17 protein-coding genes are annotated in these 22,558 nt (G+C 73.5%); 8 read left to right on the top strand and 9 right to left on the bottom strand.

From position 1 onward, the window contains the following. Nucleotides 1–222 precede the first annotated feature (222 nt). The 3 genes from AS857_RS10195 (at nt 223) to AS857_RS10185 (ending at nt 5,387) form a co-directional block, all read left to right on the top strand. Nucleotides 223–3,105 carry a DEAD/DEAH box helicase gene (locus tag AS857_RS10195; protein WP_058042794.1) on the top strand — a complete coding sequence of 961 codons (2,883 nt, stop codon included), beginning with the start codon at nt 223–225 and terminating at the stop codon, nt 3,103–3,105. After that, entirely contained in the window at nt 3,102–4,382 is a 1,281-nt protein-coding gene (locus tag AS857_RS10190; protein WP_058042793.1) for an SWIM zinc finger family protein, read from the top strand. The genes AS857_RS10195 and AS857_RS10190 overlap by 4 nt, the downstream gene beginning before the upstream one ends. A gap of 123 nt (nt 4,383–4,505) precedes the next feature. Beyond that, complete coding sequence (locus AS857_RS10185; RefSeq protein WP_058042792.1) at nt 4,506–5,387, top strand: YceI family protein; 882 nt, start codon at nt 4,506–4,508, stop codon at nt 5,385–5,387. A 33-nt stretch (nt 5,388–5,420) separates the two neighbouring features. Here the strand turns inward: AS857_RS10185 and AS857_RS37410 are convergent, their stop codons facing one another. Both AS857_RS37410 and AS857_RS10180 read right to left on the bottom strand, forming a co-directional pair. Continuing rightward, entirely contained in the window at nt 5,421–5,846 is a 426-nt protein-coding gene (locus AS857_RS37410; RefSeq protein WP_079110213.1) for a hypothetical protein, read from the bottom strand. Between the two features lie 92 nt (nt 5,847–5,938). After that, nucleotides 5,939–6,823: a phosphatidylinositol-specific phospholipase C/glycerophosphodiester phosphodiesterase family protein gene (locus AS857_RS10180; protein WP_058042791.1), complete on the bottom strand. Its 885-nt coding sequence runs from the start codon at nt 6,821–6,823 to the stop codon at nt 5,939–5,941. A 248-nt stretch (nt 6,824–7,071) separates the two neighbouring features. On the opposite strand from AS857_RS10180, the gene AS857_RS10175 reads away from it, so the two are divergent. From AS857_RS10175 to AS857_RS10165, 3 genes are all read left to right on the top strand, one after another. Beyond that, complete coding sequence (locus AS857_RS10175) at nt 7,072–8,292, top strand: phosphodiester glycosidase family protein (RefSeq protein WP_058042790.1); 1,221 nt, start codon at nt 7,072–7,074, stop codon at nt 8,290–8,292. Between the two features lie 134 nt (nt 8,293–8,426). Then, nucleotides 8,427–9,839: a family 2B encapsulin nanocompartment shell protein gene (locus tag AS857_RS10170; protein WP_058042789.1), complete on the top strand. Its 1,413-nt coding sequence runs from the start codon at nt 8,427–8,429 to the stop codon at nt 9,837–9,839. 105 nt (nt 9,840–9,944) lie between these two features. Continuing rightward, nucleotides 9,945–11,351, top strand: a complete 1,407-nt coding sequence (locus tag AS857_RS10165) for a family 2B encapsulin nanocompartment shell protein (protein ID WP_058042788.1) — start codon at nt 9,945–9,947, stop codon at nt 11,349–11,351. A gap of 126 nt (nt 11,352–11,477) precedes the next feature. On the opposite strand, the gene AS857_RS10160 is transcribed toward AS857_RS10165, so the two are convergent. Beyond that, entirely contained in the window at nt 11,478–11,672 is a 195-nt protein-coding gene (locus AS857_RS10160) for a hypothetical protein (RefSeq protein WP_058042787.1), read from the bottom strand. 154 nt (nt 11,673–11,826) lie between these two features. Between AS857_RS10160 and lysX the strand changes: the two genes are divergently transcribed. After that, complete coding sequence (gene lysX, locus AS857_RS10155; RefSeq protein WP_079110212.1) at nt 11,827–15,186, top strand: bifunctional lysylphosphatidylglycerol synthetase/lysine--tRNA ligase LysX; 3,360 nt, start codon at nt 11,827–11,829, stop codon at nt 15,184–15,186. 102 nt (nt 15,187–15,288) lie between these two features. Continuing rightward, on the top strand, nt 15,289–16,230 hold the full coding sequence (locus AS857_RS10150) for a DMT family transporter (RefSeq protein WP_063804219.1): 942 nt from the start codon (nt 15,289–15,291) through the stop codon (nt 16,228–16,230). 75 nt (nt 16,231–16,305) lie between these two features. Here AS857_RS10150 and AS857_RS10145 read toward each other — a convergent pair whose 3' ends face one another. The 6 genes from AS857_RS10145 to AS857_RS10120 form a co-directional block, all read right to left on the bottom strand. After that, nucleotides 16,306–16,980: an ABC transporter ATP-binding protein gene (locus tag AS857_RS10145; RefSeq protein WP_058042785.1), complete on the bottom strand. Its 675-nt coding sequence runs from the start codon at nt 16,978–16,980 to the stop codon at nt 16,306–16,308. Further along, nucleotides 16,968–17,963: an ABC transporter ATP-binding protein gene (locus AS857_RS10140; RefSeq protein WP_058042784.1), complete on the bottom strand. Its 996-nt coding sequence runs from the start codon at nt 17,961–17,963 to the stop codon at nt 16,968–16,970. The genes AS857_RS10145 and AS857_RS10140 overlap by 13 nt, the downstream gene beginning before the upstream one ends. Continuing rightward, entirely contained in the window at nt 17,915–18,763 is an 849-nt protein-coding gene (locus AS857_RS10135) for an ABC transporter permease (protein WP_058042783.1), read from the bottom strand. The genes AS857_RS10140 and AS857_RS10135 overlap by 49 nt, the downstream gene beginning before the upstream one ends. Beyond that, complete coding sequence (locus AS857_RS10130) at nt 18,756–19,721, bottom strand: ABC transporter permease (protein ID WP_107105613.1); 966 nt, start codon at nt 19,719–19,721, stop codon at nt 18,756–18,758. Before AS857_RS10130 ends, AS857_RS10135 begins: the two co-directional genes overlap by 8 nt. Before the next feature lie 32 nt (nt 19,722–19,753). Continuing rightward, a complete protein-coding gene (locus tag AS857_RS10125; RefSeq protein WP_058044047.1) occupies nt 19,754–21,346 on the bottom strand; it encodes an ABC transporter substrate-binding protein in 1,593 nt (530 codons plus the stop codon). A gap of 68 nt (nt 21,347–21,414) precedes the next feature. After that, entirely contained in the window at nt 21,415–22,467 is a 1,053-nt protein-coding gene (locus AS857_RS10120) for a LacI family DNA-binding transcriptional regulator (protein ID WP_058042781.1), read from the bottom strand. Between the last annotated feature and the right edge of the window lie 91 nt (nt 22,468–22,558).

Here is a 22,558-nt window from a genome sequence, read left to right as displayed (position 1 = left end):
GGTCGGCAGGCTGGGCTGACCTCACCGAACGTACGGACCGGAGCGGGCCGCGGCCATGGAGTCACCACCCGGCTCCTGCGGGGGCAAGCCCCCGCAGCGCACAGGGGGGTTGAGTGCACCTCGCCTCCGGCGTGTGGCGCGGCTCACCCCGCGGAGGCCTTCGCCCGGAGCGTGCGTCCTGTACCCTCGGCCGCTCGGACCCCGACTAGTCAAATTTGAGGAATGCGCAGCGCTGTGACACCGCCTTCTGCCGCAACACCCTCCGAGATCTCCCGGCTCGCCCGGTGCTCGGTGGTCTTCCTCCCCGGAGACCCCGCACGCACCGGACGGGTGGCCTTCTGGCTCCCGGACGACGAACCGCCCGCCTCCCCCGGCGCCGTCGAGGACCTCACGATCGCCGTCCCGGACGGCACCGACGTCACCACCACGACCGTACGGGCCGCCGTGCTGCCCGTACGCGACGCCCTGCCCGTCCTCACCCGCGCCCGGGCCGCACGGGCCGACGAGGCGGCCGCCTTCTGGGGCGCCGCCGCCGTGCTCGCCCTGCAGATGGCTGCACGCGGGCGCCTGCTGCCCGGCCTGTCGGAGACCGATCACGACGCGTGGCGGGTCGGCCCGCTCACCGCCGACGACCTGCGCCGGGTGCGCGAGCTGGCCGCCGCGATGCCGCCTGCGGCGCACGCCGTGCCGCTCCCGGGCCCCGGCCCCCTGCTGCTGCCCGAGCCCGAACTGCTCGTGCGCTCCTTCCTGGACGCCGTCGCCGACGGGCTGCCCCGCTCCCCCGCCGCGGCCCTCGCGGCCGGCGGCCCCGCCTTCGCCACGCCCGAGCCGCGCCGCATGCCCGAGCAGCGCGCGTGGGCCGCCGGCGTCGCCGCGGGCCACGATGCGGGCGTACGGCTCTCGCTGCGCGTCGAGGTGCTGGGGTCCCTCGCCGGAGAGGACGCGGCCCCCCGCTTCCGGGCCGTGCTCCAGCTGCACAGCCTCTCCGACCCCACGCTCGTCGCGGACGCCGCCGAGGTGTGGTCCGGAGAGTCGCCCACGGCCGCCGCGCTCGGCCGGGACGCCCGGATGAAGGCGCTCCTCGCGCTGCGCAGGGCCGCCCGTGCCTGGCCGCCGCTCACCCCGCTGCTCTCCGCCGCGGTCCCCGACGCCGTCGACCTCGCCGACGAGGAGGTCGGCGAGCTGCTGGGAGCGGCCTCCGCGGCGCTGGACGCCACCGGGGTCGAGGTGCACTGGCCCAAGGAGCTCGTCCGCGACTTCACCGCACGGGCCTTCGTAGGACCCCCGGAGGACGACGGCACGGAGCCGAGCCACGAGCGGTCCGGCATGCCGTCCCTGCTCTCGGCCGACGCGCTGCTGACCTTCGGCTGGCGCTTCGCCGTCGGCGGCCTGGAGCTGACGCAGGCCGAGCTGGACCGGCTCGCGGAAGCGGGCCGCCCCGCCGTACGGCTGCGCGACCAGTGGGTGCTCGTCGACCCCGAGGCGGTGCGCCGCGCCCGCGAGCGGCAGGACCGCAAGCTCACGCCGGTCGAAGCACTGGGCGCGGCCCTGACCGGCCGTGCACCCGTGGAGGAGGGAGACGAGGACGGCCCGCAGACCGACGTCCGGGCCACCGGCTGGCTCGCCGCGCTCCGCGACCGCATCGCCGACCCCGAGCGGTCCCAGGAGCCCGTCCCCCAGCCCGCCGGGCTCGCCGCCACGCTGCGCGACTACCAGCTGCGCGGCCTGGACTGGCTGCACCGGATGACCTCCCTCGGGCTCGGCGGCTGCCTGGCCGACGACATGGGCCTGGGCAAGACCATCACCCTCATCTCGCTGCACCTGCACCGGCAGACGCTGCCCGAGGGGGCCGGCCCCACGCTGGTGGTCTGCCCGGCGTCCCTGATGGGCAACTGGCAGCGGGAGGTCGAACGGTTCGCACCCGGCACCCCCGTACGCCGCTTCCACGGCCCGGCACGGTCCCTGGAGGGGCTGTCCGACGGGGAGTTCGTGCTGACGACGTACGGCACCATGCGCCTGGACGCACGGCGGCTGGCCGGCACCGCCTGGGGCCTGGTCGTCGCCGACGAGGCGCAGCACGTCAAGAACCCGTACTCCGACACCGCGAAGCAGCTGCGCACCATCGGCGCGAAGGCGCGCGTGGCGCTGTCCGGCACGCCGGTGGAGAACAACCTCTCCGAGCTGTGGGCGATCCTCGACTGGACGACGCCCGGGCTGCTCGGCCCGCTGAGCCGGTTCCGCAGGCGCTACGCCCAGGCCGTCGAGGGCGGCGCGGACCCCGCCGCGGCCGAGCGCCTCGCGACGCTGGTCCGCCCGTTCCTGCTGCGCCGCCGCAAGTCCGACCCCGGCATCGCGCCGGAGCTGCCGCCGAAGACCGAGACGGACCGCGCGGTCACGCTCACCAAGGAACAGGCGGGCCTGTACGAGGCCGTGGTGCGGGAGGTCCTCGCCGAGATCGAGGGCGCGGACGGCTTCGAACGGCGCGGCCTGATCGTCAAGCTCCTGACCGGCCTGAAGCAGATCTGCAACCACCCGGCGCAGTTCCTCAAGGAGAAGTCCCCGGCGATCGCCGGCCGCTCGGGCAAGGTCGAGCTCCTGGACGAGCTGCTGGACACGATCCTCGCCGAGGGCGCGAGCGTGCTGGTGTTCACCCAGTACGTGGCGACCGCCCGCCTCCTGGAGCAGCACCTGGGCGCACGGGGCGTCCCCACGCAGCTCCTGCACGGCGGCACGCCCGTCCCGCGCCGCGAGGAGATGGTGCGCCGCTTCCAGGACGGCGAGGTGCCCGTCTTCCTGCTGTCGCTCAAGGCAGCCGGTACGGGCCTGAACCTCACCCGGGCCGAGCACGTCGTGCACTTCGACCGGTGGTGGAACCCGGCCGTCGAGGCGCAGGCGACCGACCGCGCGTACCGGATCGGCCAGACGCAGCCGGTGCAGGTGCACCGGTTCGTCACCGAGGGCACGGTCGAGGATCGCATCGCCGAGATGCTCACCCGCAAGCAGGCCCTGGCGGACGCCGTCCTCGGCACCGCCGAGGCGGCCGTCACCGAACTGACCGACGCCGAGCTGGCGGATCTCGTCGCACTGAGGGGGAACGGACGTTGAGCGGACAGGATGCCACCGAGAGGGCGGAGCGCACCTTCGAGGCGCTGCCGCCCGAGCGCGTGCGGAGCTCCGCACGGACCTGGTGGGGCCGGGCCTGGCTCAAGGCGCTGGAGGACACGGCGCTGGACGGCCAGCAGGTGAAGGCCGGGCGCAGGCACGCGCGCGCGGGCGCGGTGGGCGCGGTCTCGGTGCGGCCCGGGCGCATCACGGCCGTCGTACGGGACCGCGACGGCACTCCGTACCGCGCCGACGTGGTGGTGCAGGAGTTCGGCACGGCCGACTGGGAGCGCCTCCTGGAGCTGGTGGCGGGTCAGGCGGGACACATCGCCGCACTGCTCGACCGCGACATACCGCCGCACCTGGCCGAGGACGCGCTCGCGGCGGGGGTGGAACTGCTGCCGGGCATCGGGGACCTGGAGCCGGAGTGCACGTGCGGGGCCTGGGACCACTGCGCGCACACGGCGGCGCTGTGCCACCAGATGGCGCTGCTGCTCGACCAGGACCCGTTCGTCCTGCTGCTGATGCGCGGCCGCGGGGAACGCGAGCTGCTGGAGGAGCTGCAGGCGCGCAACGCCGCGCGCGGATCCGGCGGCGGACCGGGACAGGACACCGAAGCGCCCTCCGGGGTGCCTGCGGCCGAGGCGTTCGCGACGGCGTCCTTCGTGGCCCCGCTGCCGGATCCGCCTCCCGCCGTGGCGGGACCGGTGCGCCCTCCGGTGCTCAGCGGCGACGTGGCGCCCGCGCCCGGGGTGGATCCCGCGGCGCTGGAGTTCCTGGTCGCGGACGCCGCGGCCCGGGCCCGGCAGCTGCTGGCCGAGGCGCTGGCCACCGGTCACGAGGCCACCCCCGTCGCCGGGGAGCTCACGCTGTGGGAGGACGCCGTGCGCCTGGCGGCGGCCGGCGCGGACGACCGCGTCACCGCCCGGCTCGCGGCGGGCTGCGGGCGGGAGCGGGCCGAGCTCGCGCGGGCGGTACGCGCCTGGGAGTACGGCGGGCCGGCCTCCCTCGCCGTACTGGAGGAGGAGTGGACTCCGGAGGGCGAGGGGCTCGCCCGCGCCCGCGCCCGGCTGGCCGGTGCCTGGGAAGAGGAGCAGGCTCCGCAATTGCGGGCCGTGCGCAACCGGTGGACCGCGGTCGGCACCTCCGCGCAGCTGCGCTACGGAAGGGACGGCCGGTGGTGGCCCTACCGCAAGGAGGGCGGCCGCTGGCTGCCCGCGGGGCCCTGTGACCACGACCCGGCGGCCGCGCTCGCCGCACTCCTCACCGACGACCGGTGATTCAAAGGCAAGGAAGGGTAAAAAGGGAGCTTTCATAGGCAACCCCGAGGATTTTGCCTATCAGCGACAGATTATGGTGATCTACAGTTCAATCACCTTCTCGTCACCGAAAGGCCCTTTGGGATGGCTTTCGCCCTGCTCCGCCGGTTCACGCGCACCTCCCGCCCGGAGGCCGCGCCGATTCCGCTCGGAGCGGGGGCCCTCGACTGCATCGTCGTGGAGCCGATGCAGTCGCCCTTGCACAGAGCCGAGGTCTCCGTGCGGGACGCGGGCGGCCGTGAAGTGGTGCACGGTCAGACCGACCCGCACGGCCGCTTCGCGACGACCGTCGCCCCCGGCGAGTACAGCGTCTCCGTGACGGCCGACGGCTTCCGCCCCGTCCTGCGCACCGTCACCTGCGCCGAGGAGACCCGCACCTCGCTCGGGACCCTTGCGATGGAGCTCGCCCCGGCACCGCCCATGCCCGCGCCGGGCGCGTGGCGCATCGACCCGGACCACACGGCGGTGCGCTTCATCGCCCGGCACATCGGCCTCGCCGAGGTGCACGGCCGCTTCAACCGCTTCGAGGGCACCCTCTGGATCGCGGAGGACGTCCGGCACTCCCGCATCGACGTCGTGATCGACACGGCCAGCATCGACACGGGGGTCGCGCAGCGCGACGAGCACCTGCGCTCGCCGGAGTTCCTGGACGTCGTCAACTACCCGTACATGCAGTTCACCAGCGAGCGCTTCGTGCACCGCGGCGGCTCGCACTGGACCGTGCAGGGCGTGCTCAACCTGCACGGCGTCAGCCGGAACATCGCCCTCGACACCCGCTACCTGGGGATCGGCACCGGCATCATGGGCGAGACCCGCACGGCCTGCTCGGCCTCCACCGAGCTGCACCGCGAGGACTTCACCCTGGACTGGCGCTCCATGCTCCGGCGCGGCATCGCCATGATCGGCGCGACCATCAGGATCGAATTGGACATCCAGGCCGTTCCGGAGCAGCCGCCGGCCGGCTGACGCCCCGTACGCCCCGTGGCCGTGAGCCGGCCGTCAGCCCCGGCCGCCGTCGCCGGCGAACGGGAGCAGCCCCGAAGGGAGGCCGCTCGGCAGGCTCGTGGGCAAGGACGTGGGCAGACCGCTGGGCAGACCGGACGGAAGGGCGGTCGGCCATTGCGACGGGAACCCGCTCGGGAGAGTGAGCGAAGGCGACGACGTCACCGCACCCGGGCCGCCGGGCTCGTCGCCGTCACCCGGCTTTCCCGGCTCCCCGCCCTTGCCGCCGACGACCAGGACCGCCCCCACGGCGAACCCGGCCGCCGCCACCAGCGCGACGACGAGGAGGGCGGCACGCCGCCCGCCGCCGCCCCGGCGAGGAGGCGGAGGCGGCGGTGTGCCCCACGGCGGCTGGGCGGGCCCGAAGCCGCCCGGGGGCGGACCCGCGGGCGGCCCGTACGGCGGTCCAGGTGGAGTGGCCATGCGGCCAGCGTCCCGCCGGACGTGCGCACACCGGCGGGCGGTGACGGAACCGCTACACGTTCCACCCCGGACCCGGACATTCCGTGCGGCGTTCAGTCCTCCGCACGCAGGAACGCCTCCAGGCCGGCCAGATCGTCGGTGTTGAGCAGGTCCACGCCGGCGGAGAGCAGCTCCCGCCACACGGCCTCCCGCGCCGGGCCGGGCCGGTCGGGCGTTGCCCAGAACCTCACGCGCCGGCCCTCGGCGTGCGCGGCGGACACGATCCGCCGGAGCCGGGCCCTCTCCGCAGCCGGCATCGGGCCGACGCCCTGCCAGCCGAAGCCGGCGCTCCAGTTGTCGCTCACCAGCGGGATGAACGACGCGGGCGAACCGCCGCCGAGGTCGGCGAGCCGGCCGTCGTAGAAGGCGTGCCGCAGCCGCTCCTCCGCCATCGGCCCCCGCGCGCCGCGGTCGCCCGAGACGACCGCCGTGACGGCACCGCGGCGGATCCGGCCGTCGGCGCAGGAGGTGAACAGCGTGCCGTAGCGGCGCAGGCGCCGCGAGAGCTCCCGGTAGGTCGCCGCGCCGTCGGTCTTGATGTCGACGAGCAGCTGCAACGAGAGGTCGTGGCCCTGGTAGACGCGGCCGTGACCGGCTCTGACCCGGCGCTCCAGCGGGTCGAGGTAGAGGGCTTCGAGGGTGCGGGCCGGGTCGAGGCCCGAGACGTCGTGGGCGACGAGCAGCCGCCCGTCGACGAGCCAGATGTCCGCCTCGACGCTGCCGAACCCGCGGGAGAGCGCATCGGTGAGGGGGCGGGTGTGCTCGTAGTCGTTGTGCGCGTGCGCCCGGCGCAGGGGCGGCCTGCCCGGCCCGCCGGACGCCTCGCCCCCCGCGGCCGCCGGCCCGGCGAGGACCGGGGTGGCGAAGGACCCCGTGAGCGCGGCGCCGAGGGCGGCTCCGAGGCTGACGACGGCTGCGCGGCGCGTGCGAAGGCTCATGGCAGCTCTCCCAGTTCTCCAGGAACTCCCAGGTCGGTGTGTGCCAGTGTGCAGCCGCGGTCCGTCCGCGCCTGCCGGCACCTGTGAGTATCCGGGCCGGACGGGCCTCTGGGCAGGGATGTGCCGAGAGTTGCCCGCGTCGACGGCGGCGCGTTGCCTGTCGTTCTTTCGGGGCATGGTGAACTGTTCTGTGCCGTGCCAGAGTTGACGGGACCTCTGGGGTGACTGTGAAGAGACGCAGAAGACGCATGCGCTCGGTACTGACGGTTCTGGTGGCATGGGCCTCGCTGATCGGCGGCGGAGGCACCGCTTTGGCGGATGCGGGCGACCGGCCCGTACTGCAGTACCGGTCCCTGGCCCCGGTCGCGCCGGGCGTGGAGTACCGGGAGTTCTCCCTGTCGGCCTCCCACGGCCCGGCGTACGGGCATGTGCTGAGGGTCGATCTGAGCCGGCCGGGCGTCTCGCTCGACCTGCTCCATCCGGGCGCCGTCGCCGCGCGGTCGACGGTCTCCCGCATGGCGGCCGCCCGGGACGCGGTGGCCGGGGTCAACGGCGACTTCTTCAATATCACGGAAACCCAGCACCCGGGGGTCGAGGCGACGGGTGCACCGGTCGGGCCCTCCATCGCGAACGGCCGCCGCCTCGGCGCGGCCGTGCCGAACGGGCAGCGCTTCGGACCGGCGATGCCCCCCGGCGTGAACACCCGGGACGTCATCGGCCTCGGCACCGACTACAGGGGCCGGCTGGACCGGCTCACCCTGGAGGGCGCCGTGACGGCCAACGGCAGGACGCTGCCGCTGCGCGGCCTCAACCAGTACGCCCTGCCGGTCGGCGGCATCGGCGCGTACACCCCCTCCTGGGGCACGGCATCACGGCTCCGCGCCACCTGCGGCACGGACGCCAGCAGAGGCGCACCCTGCACGGACGAAACCCACGAACTGACCGTCCGGCACGGCAAGGTGACGGCCGCGGCGCACAAGCCCGGCCGCGGCGCGATCGCCTCCGGCACGCTCGTGCTCGTCGGGCGGGACGCGGGGGCCCGGGAGCTGCGCAGACTCAAGGTCGGTGACGCCGTGCGCGTCCAGGACCGGCTGCAGGCGACGCACCCGGGCGCGCTGCGCTTCGCCATCGGCGGCTTCCCCGTACTGCGCGACGGCCGGCCGCTCTCCGGGCTCGACGGCGAGACCTCCGCCGTGCGGACCGCCGCGGGCCTGGGCGACGAGGGGCGGCTGTTCTACCTGCTGGCGCTGGACGGCGCCGCCGACTACCGGACGGGGCTCACGGTCGCCGAGCTCGCCGACCTGATGCGCGACCTGGGCGCGGACGACGCCGTCAACCTGGACGGCGGCGGCTCGAGCACGCTGGTCACCCGCGATCCGGACAGCGACCGGACGGTGGTCCGCAATCATCCGTCGGGCGGGGCCGAGCGGCCGGTGGCAAACGGCATCGGCGTTTTCCTCCGAACGTAACATCATCGATCAATCCACCCTTTTGAGTGACTGCGCCCACCGATATCCCACTGCTAGCTTCGGGGGCGGCCAGGGGAATTCTTCAGCAGGCCCGCAGCGGCCTGTTTCCATAACGGATGGGTGGGCATTCGCATATGACGACGTCAGTGGAGACCGGCACCGACGGCAATAACGGTCCCGGCCGGCTGAGCCTGGGCACCGAGGCCGCACGGAATCTGGCGACCACGACAAAGTCCGTTCCGCAGATGCAGGGAATCACCTCGCGGTGGCTCCTGCGGATGCTGTCCTGGGTGCACGTCCCGGGCGGTACGTACCGGGTCAACCGGCGCCTGACGCACACCCTCGGCGACGGCCGGGTGGAGTTCGTCTCGACCGGCGCCGAGGTCCGGGTCATCCCGGCGGAGCTGGGCGAGCTCCCGCTGCTGCGCGGCTTCGACGACCCGGAGGTGCTCGAAGCGCTCGCGGGCCGCTTCACCCAGCGGGAGTTCCGGCCGGGCGACGTCGTCGTGGAGGCCGGGCAGCCGGCGGACCAGGTGGTCCTGATCGCCCACGGCAAGCTCAACAAGGTCCGTGAGGGCGAGTACGGCGATCCGGCCGTCCTCGGCGTCCTGGCCGACGGCGGCTACTTCGGCGACCGGGCCCTGGCCGCGGCGTCGGAGAGCAACTGGGGCTTCACCGTCAAGGCCGTCACCGCCTGCACCGTGCTGACCATGCCGCGCCAGGCGTTCCACGAGGTCATGGAGGGGGCGGCCGGACTGCGGTCCCATGTGGAGGCGTTCCGCACCACCACCGCCCGCCCGCAGAACGAGCACGGCGAGTCCGCGATCGACGTGGCCTCCGGTCACTCGGGCGAGCCGGCGCTGCCCGGCGTCTTCGCCGACTACGAGCTCTCCCCCCGTGAGTACGAGCTGAGCGTCGCCCAGACGGTGCTGCGCGTCCACACCCGCGTCGCCGACCTCTACAACGAGCCCATGAACCAGGTCGAGCAGCAGCTGCGGCTGACCATCGAGGCCCTGCGCGAGCGCCAGGAGCACGAGATGATCAACAACCGCCGGTTCGGCCTGCTGCACAACGCGGACCTCAAGCAGCGCATCCACACCCGCAGCGGCCCGCCCACCCCGGACGACCTCGACGAGCTGCTCGCCACGGTCTGGAAGGACCCGACCTTCCTGCTGGCCCACCCGCGCACGATCGCGGCCATCGCCCGGGAGTTCAACCGCCGGGGGGTCTATCCGGACCCCGCCGCCGTCGGCGGCCACTCCGTGCCCGCCTGGCGCGGAATTCCCATCTTCCCGTGCAACAAGATCCCGATTTCCGAGAACGGCACCAGTTCCGTGCTCCTCATGCGCACCGGAGAGGAATCCCGAGGTGTCGTCGGACTGCACCGGACGGGAATTCCCGATGAATATAAGCCGAGCCTCTCGGTGCGTTTCATGGGCATCAGCGAACAGGCCATCATCTCCTACCTGGTGAGCGCCTACTACTCCACCGCCGTGCTGGTGCCGGACGCCCTCGGAATTCTGGAGAACGTCGAAATCGGCCACTGACCCCGGCCACCGGTCCCCGGCCGAGTCCGCCGGGGACCGCCCCGCACCACGCACCGCACCGCGAATCCGCGCCCCGTACCGCATACAGATGGGTGATCACCAGCTATGACCACGTCAGTGGAGTCCGGCCAGGTCGCATCGGCCACGGAGGCACAGCTCAGCCTCGGCACCACAGCGGCACGCCAGCTCGCCACGACGACCAAGTCCGTACCGCAGATGCAGGGGATCTCCTCCCGCTGGCTCCTGCGCGTGCTGCCCTGGGTACAGGTGTCCGCCGGCACCTACCGGGTGAACAGGCGGCTCACGTACACCGTGGGGGACGGCCGGGTCGAGTTCATCTCCACCGGTTCGGAGGTCCGGGTCATCCCGCCGGAGCTCGGAGAGCTCCCGCTGCTGCGGGACTTCGGCGACAACGACACGCTGGAGGCGCTGGCGGACGGCTTCGTCCAGCGCGAGTACGCGGCGGGTGACACCCTCGTCGAAGCCGGCGCCCCGGCCGACCACATCTTCCTCGTCGCCCACGGCAAGCTCAACAAGACGGGCACCGGCAAGTACGGCGACGAGACCGTGCTCGGCGTGCTGGCCGACGGCGACTACTTCGGCGAGCAGGTCCCCCTGGAGCCGGACGGCACCTGGGGGTTCACCGTCCGCGCCGTCACGCGCTGCACGGTCCTGGCCCTTCCCCTGCAGGCCTTCCAGGCGCTGGCCGAGCGGTCGGAGGCGCTGCGCGAGCACGTCGCGGCGTACGCCTCCCGCCCGGCGCGGGCGCAGAACAAGCGCGGTGAGGCCGACATCGCCATCACCTCGGGCCACATCGGCGAGCCCGCCATCACCGGCACCTTCGTCGACTACGAGCTCTCCCCCCGCGAGTACGAGCTGAGCGTCGCCCAGACCGTGCTCCGGGTCCACACCCGCGTCGCCGACCTCTACAACGACCCGATGAGCCAGCTCGAGCAGCAGCTGCGGCTGACGGTCGAGGCGCTGCGCGAGCGCCAGGAGCACGAGATCGTCAACAACCGCGAGTTCGGCCTGCTGCACAACGCGGACATCAGCCAGCGCATCCACACCCGCAGCGGCCCGCCCACCCCCGACGACCTCGACGAGCTGCTGGCGCGCCGCCGCAAGACCCAGTTCCTCCTCGCCCACCCGCGCACCATCGCCGCGTTCGGCCGCGAGTGCACCAGCCGGGGTCTGTACCCGCAGTCCATCGACGTCCTGGGCTCCTCGGTGCGCTCGTGGCGCGGAGTGCCGCTGCTGCCCTGCAACAAGATCCCGGTGAGCGAGTCGGGGACGAGCTCGATCCTCGCCATGCGGACCGGCGAGGACAACCAGGGCGTGGTGGGCCTGCACCAGACCGGCATCCCGGACGAGTTCCAGCCGAGCCTCAACGTCCGGTTCATGGGCATCAACGAGCAGGCGATCTCCTCGTACCTGGTGAGCGCCTACTTCTCGGCGGCGATCCTGGTGCCGGACGCCCTGGGCGTCCTGGAGGACGTCGAGATCGGGCGCTAGGAGCAGCAGGCCTCAGGAACATCCGGCCTCAAGAGCATCTGACGTCCGGAGCATCGGGCGCCGGAGCACAGCACGGCGGCACCCCGGGCCGGGTCCCCCTGACAGCGGGGCCCGGCCCGGGCGTCATCAGGGCCGTACGCCGCTCACGATGCGTGTCGTGGTGGCCAGGCCGTCGGAGATCGTCGGCGCGATGCTCGTACTCGCGAGGAGAAAGCCGAGCAGGACGCAGACCAGGGCGTTCGACATGCGCAGCGAGCCGCTGCGCATGAACACGACCACCAGGACGAGCAACAACAGGACCACGGAGATCGAAATGGCCATGGCGAACCTCCTCGGCGGAGCGGTTGTCCGTCAGTCTGGCCCACACAGCGCCCCGGCCCGGGGCAGCAGGTGTACTCCATTCAGGTACGAGCGTCGCCGTCCGGGTCGGTGCTCTCGGCAGGCAGGCCGTCCGCCGGGTGCCTAGGCTGGCGGAATGAGCCGCACAGCCGCCGACAGCAGGCCTTCCGCGGAGCGGCCCGCACCGGTTCCGCAGGGCCGGGAGAGCGGGGAGCGCGAGTCCGCGTGGCGGCGGCTGCTGCACCGGGTGCCGAACGGATTTGCGATCTTCTTCGGTGCCCTCGGCCTGTTCTGTGCGATCACTTCCCTGATCATGCCGCTGCGGCGGGCGGCGCTGCCGCTGACGGAGGCGCTGGACACGCTGACCGTCCCCACCGCCCCGAACCTGGCCTACGCCGTCTTCCTGTTGCTCCTCGCGACGGCGATGGCGGCCCGCAAGCGGGTCACCCTCTGGTTCGTCCTCGCCTATCTGACCCTGCTGCTGGTCGCGGACGTCCTCCTGCTGGTGGTGGGTTACTGGGACACGATCCCCTCGCTGGTGCTGTGCGTGGCCGCGATGGCGCTGCTGATCCTGGCCCGCGGGGAGTTCTACGCGGCGTCACGGCGGGGCGCGTTCCTGCGGGCCTCGCTCGTGCTGGCGGCGGGGCTCACGGTGGCCATCCTGGTGGGCTGGGGCCTGGTGTCGCTGTTCCCCGGGTCGCTGGAGCCCGGGGGCGGCAACCGGCTGCTGTTCGTCGCCAACAAGGTGTGCGGCGGGCTGGTGAGCGGCCGGCACTTCACCGGCCACCCGCCGCACTGGCTGTATTTCCTGCTCGGGCTGCTCGGCGCGCTGGCGCTGCTCAACGCCGCCATGTCGCTCTTCCGCTCGCAGCGCCTGGAGGCGGCGCTCCACGACGACGAGGAACCCCGGATCCGTGCCCTGCTGGCCCGCTACGGCGGCCGGGATTCGCTGGGGTACTTCGCGACCCGCCGGGACAAGGCCGTGGTCTTCTCCCCCAGCGGCAAGGCGGCGGTGACCTACCGGGTGGAGGCGGGCGTCTGCCTTGCCTCCGGGGACCCGCTGGGCGATCCGGAGGCGTGGACGCCGGCGATCGACGCGTGGCTGGAGGTGGCGGGCCGCTACGGCTGGCAGCCGGCCGTGATGGGAGCCAGCGAGGTGGGCGCGAAGGCGTACGCCCGCTCGGGCCTGGGCGCGCTGCAGCTCGGCGACGAAGCGATCCTGCAGGTCGCCTCGTTCGACCTGGACGGGCGCGAGATGCGGGTGACGCGGCAGGCCGTCCACCGCGTGGAGCGCACGGGTGCCACCGTCCGCATCCGGCGGCACTCGGCGCTCACCGACGACGAGATGCAAGAGGTCATCCACCGGGCGGACGCCTGGCGGGACACCGAGACCGAGCGCGGCTTCTCGATGGCGCTGGGACGGCTCGGCGACCCGGCCGACGGCGACTGCCTGCTGGTGGAGGCGTTCGACAGCGAGGGGACGATGATCGCCCTGCTGTCGTTCGTGCCGTGGGGGCGGGACGGGGTCTCGCTGGATGTGATGCGCCGTGACCGGGCCGCACCCAACGGCGTCATGGAGTTCATGGTCACCCAGCTGTGCGCGCAGGCCGGGCGGTTCGGCGTCAAGCGCATCTCGCTGAACTTCGCGGTGTTCCGCTCCGCGTTCGAGGAGGGTGCGCGGATCGGTGCGGGGCCGGTGCTGCGGCTGTGGCGCAAGCTGCTGCTGTTCTTCTCCAAGTGGTGGCAGCTGGAGGCCCTGTACCGCTCGAACGTGAAGTACAACCCGGAGTGGCACCCTCGGTTCCTCTGCTACGCGGACGCGGGCGCCCTGGCGCGGATCGGGCTCGCCGCCGGCATCGCCGAGGGTTTCGTCGCGGTGCCCAGCCTGGGCCAGCTGTGGAACCGCGGGCGGGCCAGGGGCATCACCAGCCCGGCGTCCACCGCGGGGCTGCCGCCGCTCTCCGAGCTCGGCCTGGAGGCCGGGGCCGAGCAGGCGGGGCGGGACGGGCTCGCGGGGCTGCCGGAGCAGGTGCGGGTGCGGCGGCGGAAGCTGGAGCTGCTGCGGGCGGCGGGCGTGGAGCCGTATCCGGTCGACGCGCACCGTACGCACACCCTCGCCGCGATCCGCGCCGCCCACGCGGGGCTCAAGCCGTCATCCCGCACGGGCGAGCGGGCGAAGGTGACCGGCCGCGTGCTGCTGGTCCGCAACCACGGCGGCGTCGCGTTCGCCGTCCTCCGCGACTGGTCCGGAGACCTGCAGCTGACCTTCACCCGGGAGGACTGCGGCCGGGAGGGGCTGCGGCGCTTCGCCACGCACGTCGACCTCGGCGACCACATCGAGGCGGAGGGCGAGATCGGCACCACCGACCGCGGTGAGCTCACCGTCTTCGTCAGCAGCGCCCGGATGACCGCGAAGTGCCTGCGCCCCCTGCCCGACAAGCGGCACGGCCTGAGCGACCCCGAGGCACGGGTGCGCATGCGCTACGTGGACCTGGCCGTCTCGACGGAGGCGCGGCAGACGGTGCGGGCGCGCAGCGCGGCCGTGCAGGCGTTGCGCCAGGGGCTGCTCGACCGCGGCTTCCTGGAGGTGGAGACGCCCATGCTCCAGCAGATCCACGGCGGCGCCAACGCCCGGCCGTTCACCACGCACATCAACGCCTACGACCTCGACCTGTACCTGCGGATCGCGCCGGAGCTCTACCTCAAGCGGCTGTGCGTGGGCGGCATGGAGAAGGTATTCGAAATGGGCCGCACGTTCCGGAACGAGGGCGTGTCGTACAAGCACAATCCCGAATTCACGATGCTGGAGGCGTACCAGGCGTTCGCGGACTACGACGTGATGCTCGACCTGACGCGCGAGCTGATCCAGGCCGCGGCCGTCGCCGCCCACGGGTCGGCGGTGGCGCTGCGGGCGGACGCCGGGGGCAGGCCGGTCGAGCACGACATCTCGGGGCCGTGGCCGGTGAAGACCGTCTACGGCGCGGTCTCCGAGGTACTCGGCGAGGAGGTCGACGCGGACACCCCGGTGGGAACGCTGCGGCGGCACTGCGACGCGGCCGGGGTGCCGCACCGGCCGGAGGACGGGCGCGGGGACATCGTGCTGGAGATGTACGAGCGGCTGGTCGAGGAGCGCACGGAGCTGCCCGTCTTCTACAAGGACTTCCCCACCGACGTCTCGCCGCTCACCCGCCCGCACCGCGACGATCCGCGGGTCGCCGAGCGCTGGGACCTGGTGGCCTTCGGCACGGAGCTGGGCACGGCGTACTCGGAGCTGATCGACCCCATCGAGCAGCGGCGCCGGCTGACCGCGCAGTCGCTGCTGGCGGCGGGCGGCGACCCGGAGGCGATGGAGCTGGACGAGGACTTCCTGCGGGCGCTGGAGTACGCGATGCCGCCGACGGGAGGGCTCGGGATCGGGGTGGACCGGCTGGTGATGTTCCTGACGGGGCTGTCGATCCGGGAGACTCTGCCGTTCCCGTTGGTGCGGAGGCGTTGACAGCGGGATACGAATGACAAAGAGGCCACTAAAAGGATCGCTTTGAGAAAGCGATAGAATCCTTTATTTGCCTTATAGATCCGCCGTTGTTAGCTTGCGAATATGACCTCCGCACAGCGCACCCGAACCCCGTGGACACCGATGGCGGCGACCGCGCTGCTGTGGGGCTCCGCGTTCACCGCCATCCAGGTGGCGCTGCCGGACTACTCCCCGGCCTCCGTCGCGCTCCTGCGCATGGCCATCACCATCGCCGTCCTCCTGCCGTGCCTGTTCCTCGGACGCATCGGCCGGCTGCACCGCGGCGACGTGCTGCGCATGGCAGCCTTCGGCCTGACCGGCATGACGGCCTACCAGGTGCTGCTGTGCGCCGGCGAGCAGAGCGTGGACGCGGGCACCGCGGCCATGCTGATCGCCGCGTCCCCGGTCTTCACCACCGTGCTCGGCATGGCCTTCCTGGGCGACCGGCCCGGCAGGCGGGGCCTGGCCGGTCTCGCGGTGGCGCTCACCGGCGCGCTCACCGTCGCCGTCACTTCGGGCGGCGGGAGCGGTTCGCTCATGGGCGCGCTCATGGTGCTCGCCGCGGCCGCGACCCAGGCCACGTCCTTCGCCCTGCAGAAGCCGCTGCTCAAGCGGTACTCGGGCGCTGAATGCGTCTTCTACGGCAGCCTGTTCGGCATGGTGCCGCTGCTGCCGCTCGCCCCCGAAGCGGTGGGGCAGATCGCGGCGGCCGACGGCCACCGCACGCTGGCGGTGCTCTGGCTGGGCCTGGGCTGCACCGCGATGGCCTTCTGGACCTGGTCGCGGACCCTGCGGGCCACGACGGCGTCGACGGCTTCGCTGGTGCTGTACGCGGTGCCGGTCGCTGCGCTCGGCCTCGACGCGGCGTTCCTGGGGAACCTGCCGTCGCTCAATGCGGTCGTAGGTGGGCTGCTGGTGCTCGCGGGTGTCGCCGTCGCCACCGTGCGGAGGGCGTCGAAGGCGCCGGAGCCGGAGCGGGTGGAGCCCACTGTGGCTGAGCGTGAGCTCGTGGACAGCCGACGCTAGTCCGCACGGGGCTCCGCCCCCGCCGCCGCGGACGGCGCGGAGGGCTTGTCTCCGGCGCCGCCGGAACCCCGGTCCTCAGACGCCGGACGGGCTCTCCTTCAACAGCTCGCCCCACCGCACCGTCTCGTCGCACCACCGGTTCAGCAGCACGCTGTCGTGTCCCACCGCCAGCAGGCCCGCCCCGCTCTCGGCGCGGTAGCTCTCGACCGCCGCCACGAGTGCCGCCGCCGTCGACGCGTCCAGCATGGCCGTCATCTCGTCGCAGATCAGCCAGCGCGGGCGCAGGACGAGGGCCCGGGCCAGGCAGGCGCGCTGCAGCTGGCCGTCGCTGACCTCGTGCGGGCGCCGGCCGAGCAGTTCCCGGGAGAGCCCGACGCGTTCGGCCAGGCCGGCGACCGCCGCCGCGGCCTCGTCCCGGCGGCCCGTCGCCCGCAGCGGCTCCGCGATCAGGTCGGCGAGCCGCATGCGCGGGTCCGCGGCGAGGCGCGGCTGCTGGAAGACCACGCCGAAGGCCGTGCGCTGCTCGCGCGGGGCGCGGTGGCGCCAGCCGCGGACGGGGGCGCCGTCGATGACGACGGTCCCGGAGTCCGGCCGGTGCAGCAGGGCGGCCACCCGGGCGAGGGTGGACTTGCCGCAGCCGCTGGGGCCGAGCAGGCCGACGGACCGGCCGGCGCCGAGCGTCAGCGAGACCTCGCGGACGACGGGCGCGCGCCGGTCGTAGCCTGCGGTGATACGGCTCAGTTCGAGCACGCGGTGGCCTCCTCCGGGTGGTGGCAGGCAACGCCGTCGACGGGCTCCGGGAGCGTCCCGCACCGTGCGGTCGCCCGTGCGCAGCGGGGGGCGAAGGCGCAGCCGTCGGGCAGGTCGCCGAGTTCGGGGGGCATGCCCGGGATGGGGGTGAAGGCCCGCTCGGGCAGGGCGTCGAGCAGGGCGCGGGCGTAGGGGTGGCGGGGGCCGGGTGCGCCGAAGAAGGCGGGGGCGTCGGCGATCTCGACGATGCGGCCCGCGTACATGACGGCGACGCGGTCGGCGATGCGCCGGGCCGCCGCGAGGTCGTGGGTGATCATCAGCAGGGCGCGGCCGGTGTCGGCGTGCCGCCGCAGTTCGTCGACCGTGCGGTCGACGAGGTCGCGGTCGAGGCCGGTCGTCGGCTCGTCGGCGAGCAGGAGCGGGGCGTCGCCGACGAGGGCGAGCGCGGTGGCGGCGCGCTGGGCGAGGCCGCCGGAGAGCTGGTGGGGGTGCCGGTCCAGGTGCGTGGCGGGGAAGGCCGCCCGTTCGGCCGCGGCCTCGGCCGCTTCGCGCAGCCCGGCCTTGCGGAGGCCCGTCAGCTCGCGGACGGTCTCCTCCAGCTGGGAGCGCACCGTGCGGACGGGGGTGAGGTGTGCGGAGGGGCTCTGCGGGACGAGGCCGATACGGCGGCCGCGTACGGTGCGGGCGAGGGTGCGCTCGTCGGCGGCCAGGAGGTCGAGGTCGCCCAGGAGGGCCCGGCCGGTGGCCTCGGCGTTGCGGGGCAGCAGGCCGAGCAGGGCGGAGGCCAGGACGGATTTGCCGCAGCCGCTCTCGCCGATGAGGGCGAGGCATTCGCCGGGGAACAGCTCGAACGAGGCGCCGGTGACGGCGGCGACCCCGCGGCCGCCGCGCATCCGGAACCGTACGGAGAGGTCGTCCACGGACAGCACGGGACTCACAGGCTCAGCTCCGATCGGCGGCGCGGGTTGAGCCGTTCCCGCCATGCGGCCGCAAGGCCCGCCACGGCCAGGGTGGGGACGATGATGAACAGCCCGGGGAAGAGCGTCGGCCACCAGTCGCCCGCGAGGAGGGAGCCGCGCGCGCTCTGGACCATGTTGCCGAGGCTCGCCTGGTGCGTGGGCAGGCCCAGGCCGAGGAACGACAGCGCGGACTCGTGCCAGATGGCGTGCGGGATCATCAGCACCGCCGCGAGCCCCGCCTGGGGCAGCACGGCCGGCAGCAGGTGGCGGACGGCCACGCGCCACCGCGAGGCTCCGCCGGACACCGCCGCGTCGATGTACGGGCGCGAGCGCAGGGACAGCACCTCGGCGCGGACGATCCGCGCCGTCGACAGCCAGTGCGTGACGACGACGGAGGCGACCACCGGCCAGACGCCGGGGCGGAACATCGTGACGACGAAGATGCCGAGCAGCAGGTGCGGCACGGACGAGAAGAGGTCGACGAGCCGCATCAGCACGCGGTCCGTCCAGCCGCCCAGCGCGCCCGCGACCGCGCCGACCGCCGTGCCGATGACGGTCGCGGCGAGGGCGGCGGCGACGCCGACGAGGAGCGAGACGCGGAGCCCGTAGACGCTGCGCAGCAGCAGGTCTCGGCCCACCTCGTCGGTGCCGAAGAGGTGGGCCCAGGAGGGCGGCTGCAGCTTGGCGGCGAGGTCGACGGCCTGCTGGTCCAGGGGCACGGCGAGCGGGACGGCCAGCACGGTGAGGACGACGGCCGCCGTCACGGCGGCGGAGACGCGCGTACGCGTGCGGGGGTCAGCCGTACGCGTGCGGGGGTCAGCCATCGAAGCCCACCCTCGGGTCGGCCAGCCCGTAGAGCAGGTCGGACAGCAGGTTCCCCACCAGGACGGCCGCCGTCGCGAGGACGGTCAGGGCGGCGAGCAGCGGGAAGTCGACCTTGGTGGCGGCCTCGACGGTCGCGGAGGCGATGCCGGGCCAGCTGAAGACGGTCTCCACCAGCAGGGCGCCCGTGATGAGCTCGGGGACGCGGGAGCCGACGAGGGTGAGGACGGGCAGCAGCCCGGAGCGCAGGGCGTGGCCGAGGAGGACGGTCCGCTCGCGCAGGCCGCGGGCGCGGGCGCCGCGCACGGGGTCCTCGTCCAGCGCGTCGCCGACGCCCTGGCGCACGTAGAGCACGAACCAGGGCAGCTGGGAGACGGCGAGGACCGCCGCGGGCAGGACGACGTGGGAGGCGACCTGGCCGGGCGTGGCGACGTCGCTGCCGGTGTCGGTGAGTCCGCCGGCGGGCAGGGCGCCGAGCTTGAGGGAGAAGAGCCAGACGGCGAGGAGGCCGAGCCAGAACGGCGGGGCGGCTTCGAGCGCGTACGCCAGGGAGGTCACGGCCCGGTCGAACAGGCCGCCCCGGCGGCGTGCCGCGAGGACGCCGAGCACGGTGCCGGCGGTCACGGCCAGCGCGAAGGCGATGCCGCACAGGAGCACGGACCAGCCGATGCGTTCGCCGATGACCTGGGAGACGGGCTGGCGGAGCGCCGCGGAGGTGCCGAGGTCGCCGGTGAGGGCGGAGGTCAGCCAGTCCCACCAGCGGGCGGTGAAGGGCCGGTCGGCGCCGAGGTTGTCGCGCAGCTGGTCGAGGACGTCCTGGCGGGCGCCGAGCCCGGCGCTGCCGGCGTAGGCCCTGGCGGGGTCGAAGGGCGAGGCCGCGGCGATCGCGAAGACCCCGAAGGTGACGGCGGCGAGCACGGGGACGGCGGCCAGCAGCCGCCGTCCGGCCATGCGCGCCATGGGCCCCCACGGGAGCCCGGCGGCAGCGCGGGTCACTTCTTCGGCTGCCAGTCCTCGACGTTCCACCAGGGCCCGGCGCCGAGGCCGTGGTCGTGCGGCTCGACCTGGGTGGAGAGGTCCTTCCAGCGGTCGGTCATCACGTAGAGGTGGTCGACGTGGGTGAGGAAGGTGTAGCCGGGGTTGTCGGCGAGGCCGCGCTGGACCTTGTCGTAGGCGGCCTTGCGGGCGGCCTTGTCGCCGCTGCGCCGGCCTTCCTCGAGCGCCTTGTCGACGTCGGGGTTGCTGTAGGCGGCCATGTTGTTGAAGCCGTCGAGGGCGAGGGAGGAGTGCAGGAGGTTGTAGAGGTCGAAGTCGGGGTCGGCGGGGTTGCCGCCGCCGGCGAGGACCGCGTCCTCCTTCATCCGCGGCTCGATGACCTCCCAGGTGCCGCTCTGCACCTTGGCCTCGATGCCGGCCTTCTTGGCGTCGGAGGCGAAGGCGAGGGCGTGCTCCTCGCGGAGCTTGTCGCCGGCGGGGAACCAGAGGGTGAAGGAGGCGCGCTGCCCGTCCTTCTCGCGGATGCCGCCGTCGCCCGGCTTCCAGCCGGCGTCGTCCAGGAGCTGCTTGGCCTTGCCGAGGTCGTGCGGGCGCTCGGTGCCCTTGGCGAACCACTCGCTGTCGGTGGGGACGGGGCCGTGGCCGGCCCGGCCGGCGCCTTCGAGGAGCTTGTCGACCATGGCCTTGCGGTCGACGGCGAGGTCGAGGGCGCGGCGCACGGCGACGTCGCCGGTGACCTTGTTCGCGGTGGGGAGGGTGACGCCGCGGAAGTCGGTGGTCTTCGCGGTGATGGTCACCTTGCTCTTGTCGCCCTTGAAGCCCCTGGCCAGGTTGGGCGGCAGGATGGCGCCGTCGAGGTCGCCGGAGCGCAGCCGTGTGGCGCGCACGTCGTCGTCCTTGATGATCGCCATGGTGAGCTTCTTGACCTCGGGCTCGCCGCCCCAGTAGCCGGGGTTGGCCTTGAAGGTCAGCTTCTCGCCCTTGCTCCAGCCGGTGAGGACGTAGGGGCCGGTGCCTATGGGGGCGGTGTTGAAGGAGCCGGTGTTGACGTCCTGGCCCTTGGCCGCGTGCTCGGGGACGATGGGCAGGACGGTGCGCTCGGCGAAGGGCGCGTAGGGGTACTTGAGCGCGAAGACGACCGTGTCGTCGGACTCGGCGGTGACCTTCTCGACGGCGTCGAGCTCGCCCTTGGCGGCGTTGTTGGTCTTCTCGTCGAGGATGGTCCGGTAGGTGAAGACCACGTCCTTGGCCGAGAACGGCTTGCCGTCGCTGAACTTCACGCCGTGGCGGAGCTTGAAGGTGTACGTGCGCCCGTCGTCGCCGACCTTCGGGAGGGCGTCGGCGAGGGCGGGGCGGAGCTTCATCTCCGCGTCGCGGCGGAGCAGACCGTCGAAGATCTTGGAGTTGCCGTCCTTGCCGTAGCCGAGGAGGGGGCTGAGGGTCTCGGGCTCGTTGGCGAGGCCGACGACCAGGGAGTCCTTGGGCCCCTCTGCGCCACTGCCGCCCGGTGTCGAGCAGGCCGCCGCGCCTGCTGCGAGAACGCCTGCCATGGCCGTGGCGGCCACTCCCCGTACGGACCGGGCCGTCATGCCCCACACCCCTGCTCAAGATCTGTCGACATATTGCTATTGCGAATCACTCGCAATTAAACAACAGGTCAAGGAGCGCCTTTGCATGCGGGTCCGGTGCTCGCGCGCGGGGACAGCCTGGGAAGGGCGTCCTGGACGCTGACCGGCGGGCCGCCGTCGAGGAGGGCGAGGAGCTGCTGGGCGGCCCGGCGGCCGAAGGCGGCGGTGTCGCGGACCAGGGCCGTGAGCGCGGGGTGGGCGCTGCGGCAGAGCACCGAGTCGTCCCAGGCCACGATCGAGAGGGCGGCGGGTACGGACACGCCGCGCCCGGCCGCCACCGCCAGGCCCGCCACGGCCATCACGTCGTTGTCGTAGACGATCGCGGTGGGAGGGCGGCCACCGGCCAGCTCCCTGCGGGTGGCCTCGGCGCCCTGAGCGTCGGAGTAGTCGGTGGTCACCGAGCGCGCGTCCGGCAGGCCGCGGCGGGCCGCCTCCGCGCGCAGGCAGGCCATGCGGCGCCGGGTGTGGGCGAGCTCCGGCAGGCCGGCGATGTGGGTGATGCGGCGGTGACCCAGGCCGTACAGGTGACCGATGATCGAGGCCATCGCTCCGGTGTCGTCGGCCCACAGGGTGGAGATCGCGCCGTGCGGCGCGCCCCGGCCGTCGAGCGCGCCGACGACCACGGCGGGCAGGCCGAGGCGGTCGAGCAGGGCCGGGCGGGGGTCGTCGGCCCGCGGGTCGACGACGAGCAGGCCGTCCACGCGACGCTCGGCCCACCAGCGGCGGTAGACCGCGCACTCGGCGTCGAGGTCCTCCACGACCTGGAAGAGCAGCCCGAGCCCCCGGCCGGCCAGCACCTCCTGTACGCCGGAGACCAGCTGCAGGAAGAAGGACTCGACGCCGAGCGTGCGGGCGGGCCTGGCCAGGACGAGGCCCACGGTGGCCGCGCCCTCCCCCGAGAGGGCGCGGGCGGCGGTGCTGGGCTGCCAGCCCAGCTGCTCGGCGACCCGGCGGATGCGCGCGCGGGTGGCTTCCGAGACTCCCGGGCGGCCGTTGAGCGCGAAGGAGACCGCGCTCTCCGAGACGCCCGCCCGGCGCGCGATGTCCTTGATCGTCGGGCGGCGGGCCGGTGTGCGGCGCACGGCGCACCCTCCCCTCGGCCGGCATCCGGAAGCTCCTGAGCGTCTGAGCGTCTGAGCGGTAACACACTAAAGCGCATTAGCCGTTGACGAC

Origin of the sequence: Streptomyces roseifaciens (assembly GCF_001445655.1) — a bacterium.
In the GTDB taxonomy this organism is placed as follows: Bacteria; Actinomycetota; Actinomycetes; order Streptomycetales; family Streptomycetaceae; genus Streptomyces; species Streptomyces aureoversilis.
The sequence above is the reverse complement of the archived record's forward strand: the minus strand, read 5'-3'. Positions and strand labels throughout refer to the sequence as shown.

Bases quoted from the DNA above. Each gene is read 5' to 3' on its own strand.
- AS857_RS37410 (WP_079110213.1), bottom strand. From the start codon at position 5,846: ATGGCCACTCCACCTGGACCGCCGTACGGGCCGCCCGCGGGTCCGCCC.
- AS857_RS10185 (WP_058042792.1), top strand. From the start codon at position 4,506: ATGGCTTTCGCCCTGCTCCGCCGGTTCACGCGCACCTCCCGCCCGGAG.
- AS857_RS10180 (WP_058042791.1), bottom strand. From the start codon at position 6,823: ATGAGCCTTCGCACGCGCCGCGCAGCCGTCGTCAGCCTCGGAGCCGCC.
- AS857_RS10150 (WP_063804219.1), top strand. From the start codon at position 15,289: ATGACCTCCGCACAGCGCACCCGAACCCCGTGGACACCGATGGCGGCG.
- AS857_RS10170 (WP_058042789.1), top strand. From the start codon at position 8,427: ATGACGACGTCAGTGGAGACCGGCACCGACGGCAATAACGGTCCCGGC.
- AS857_RS10195 (WP_058042794.1), top strand. From the start codon at position 223: ATGCGCAGCGCTGTGACACCGCCTTCTGCCGCAACACCCTCCGAGATC.
- AS857_RS10160 (WP_058042787.1), bottom strand. From the start codon at position 11,672: ATGGCCATTTCGATCTCCGTGGTCCTGTTGTTGCTCGTCCTGGTGGTC.
- AS857_RS10165 (WP_058042788.1), top strand. From the start codon at position 9,945: ATGACCACGTCAGTGGAGTCCGGCCAGGTCGCATCGGCCACGGAGGCA.
- AS857_RS10175 (WP_058042790.1), top strand. From the start codon at position 7,072: ATGCGCTCGGTACTGACGGTTCTGGTGGCATGGGCCTCGCTGATCGGC.
- AS857_RS10125 (WP_058044047.1), bottom strand. From the start codon at position 21,346: ATGACGGCCCGGTCCGTACGGGGAGTGGCCGCCACGGCCATGGCAGGC.
- lysX (WP_079110212.1), top strand. From the start codon at position 11,827: ATGAGCCGCACAGCCGCCGACAGCAGGCCTTCCGCGGAGCGGCCCGCA.
- AS857_RS10130 (WP_107105613.1), bottom strand. From the start codon at position 19,721: ATGGCGCGCATGGCCGGACGGCGGCTGCTGGCCGCCGTCCCCGTGCTC.
- AS857_RS10135 (WP_058042783.1), bottom strand. From the start codon at position 18,763: ATGGCTGACCCCCGCACGCGTACGGCTGACCCCCGCACGCGTACGCGC.
- AS857_RS10140 (WP_058042784.1), bottom strand. From the start codon at position 17,963: ATGGCGGGAACGGCTCAACCCGCGCCGCCGATCGGAGCTGAGCCTGTG.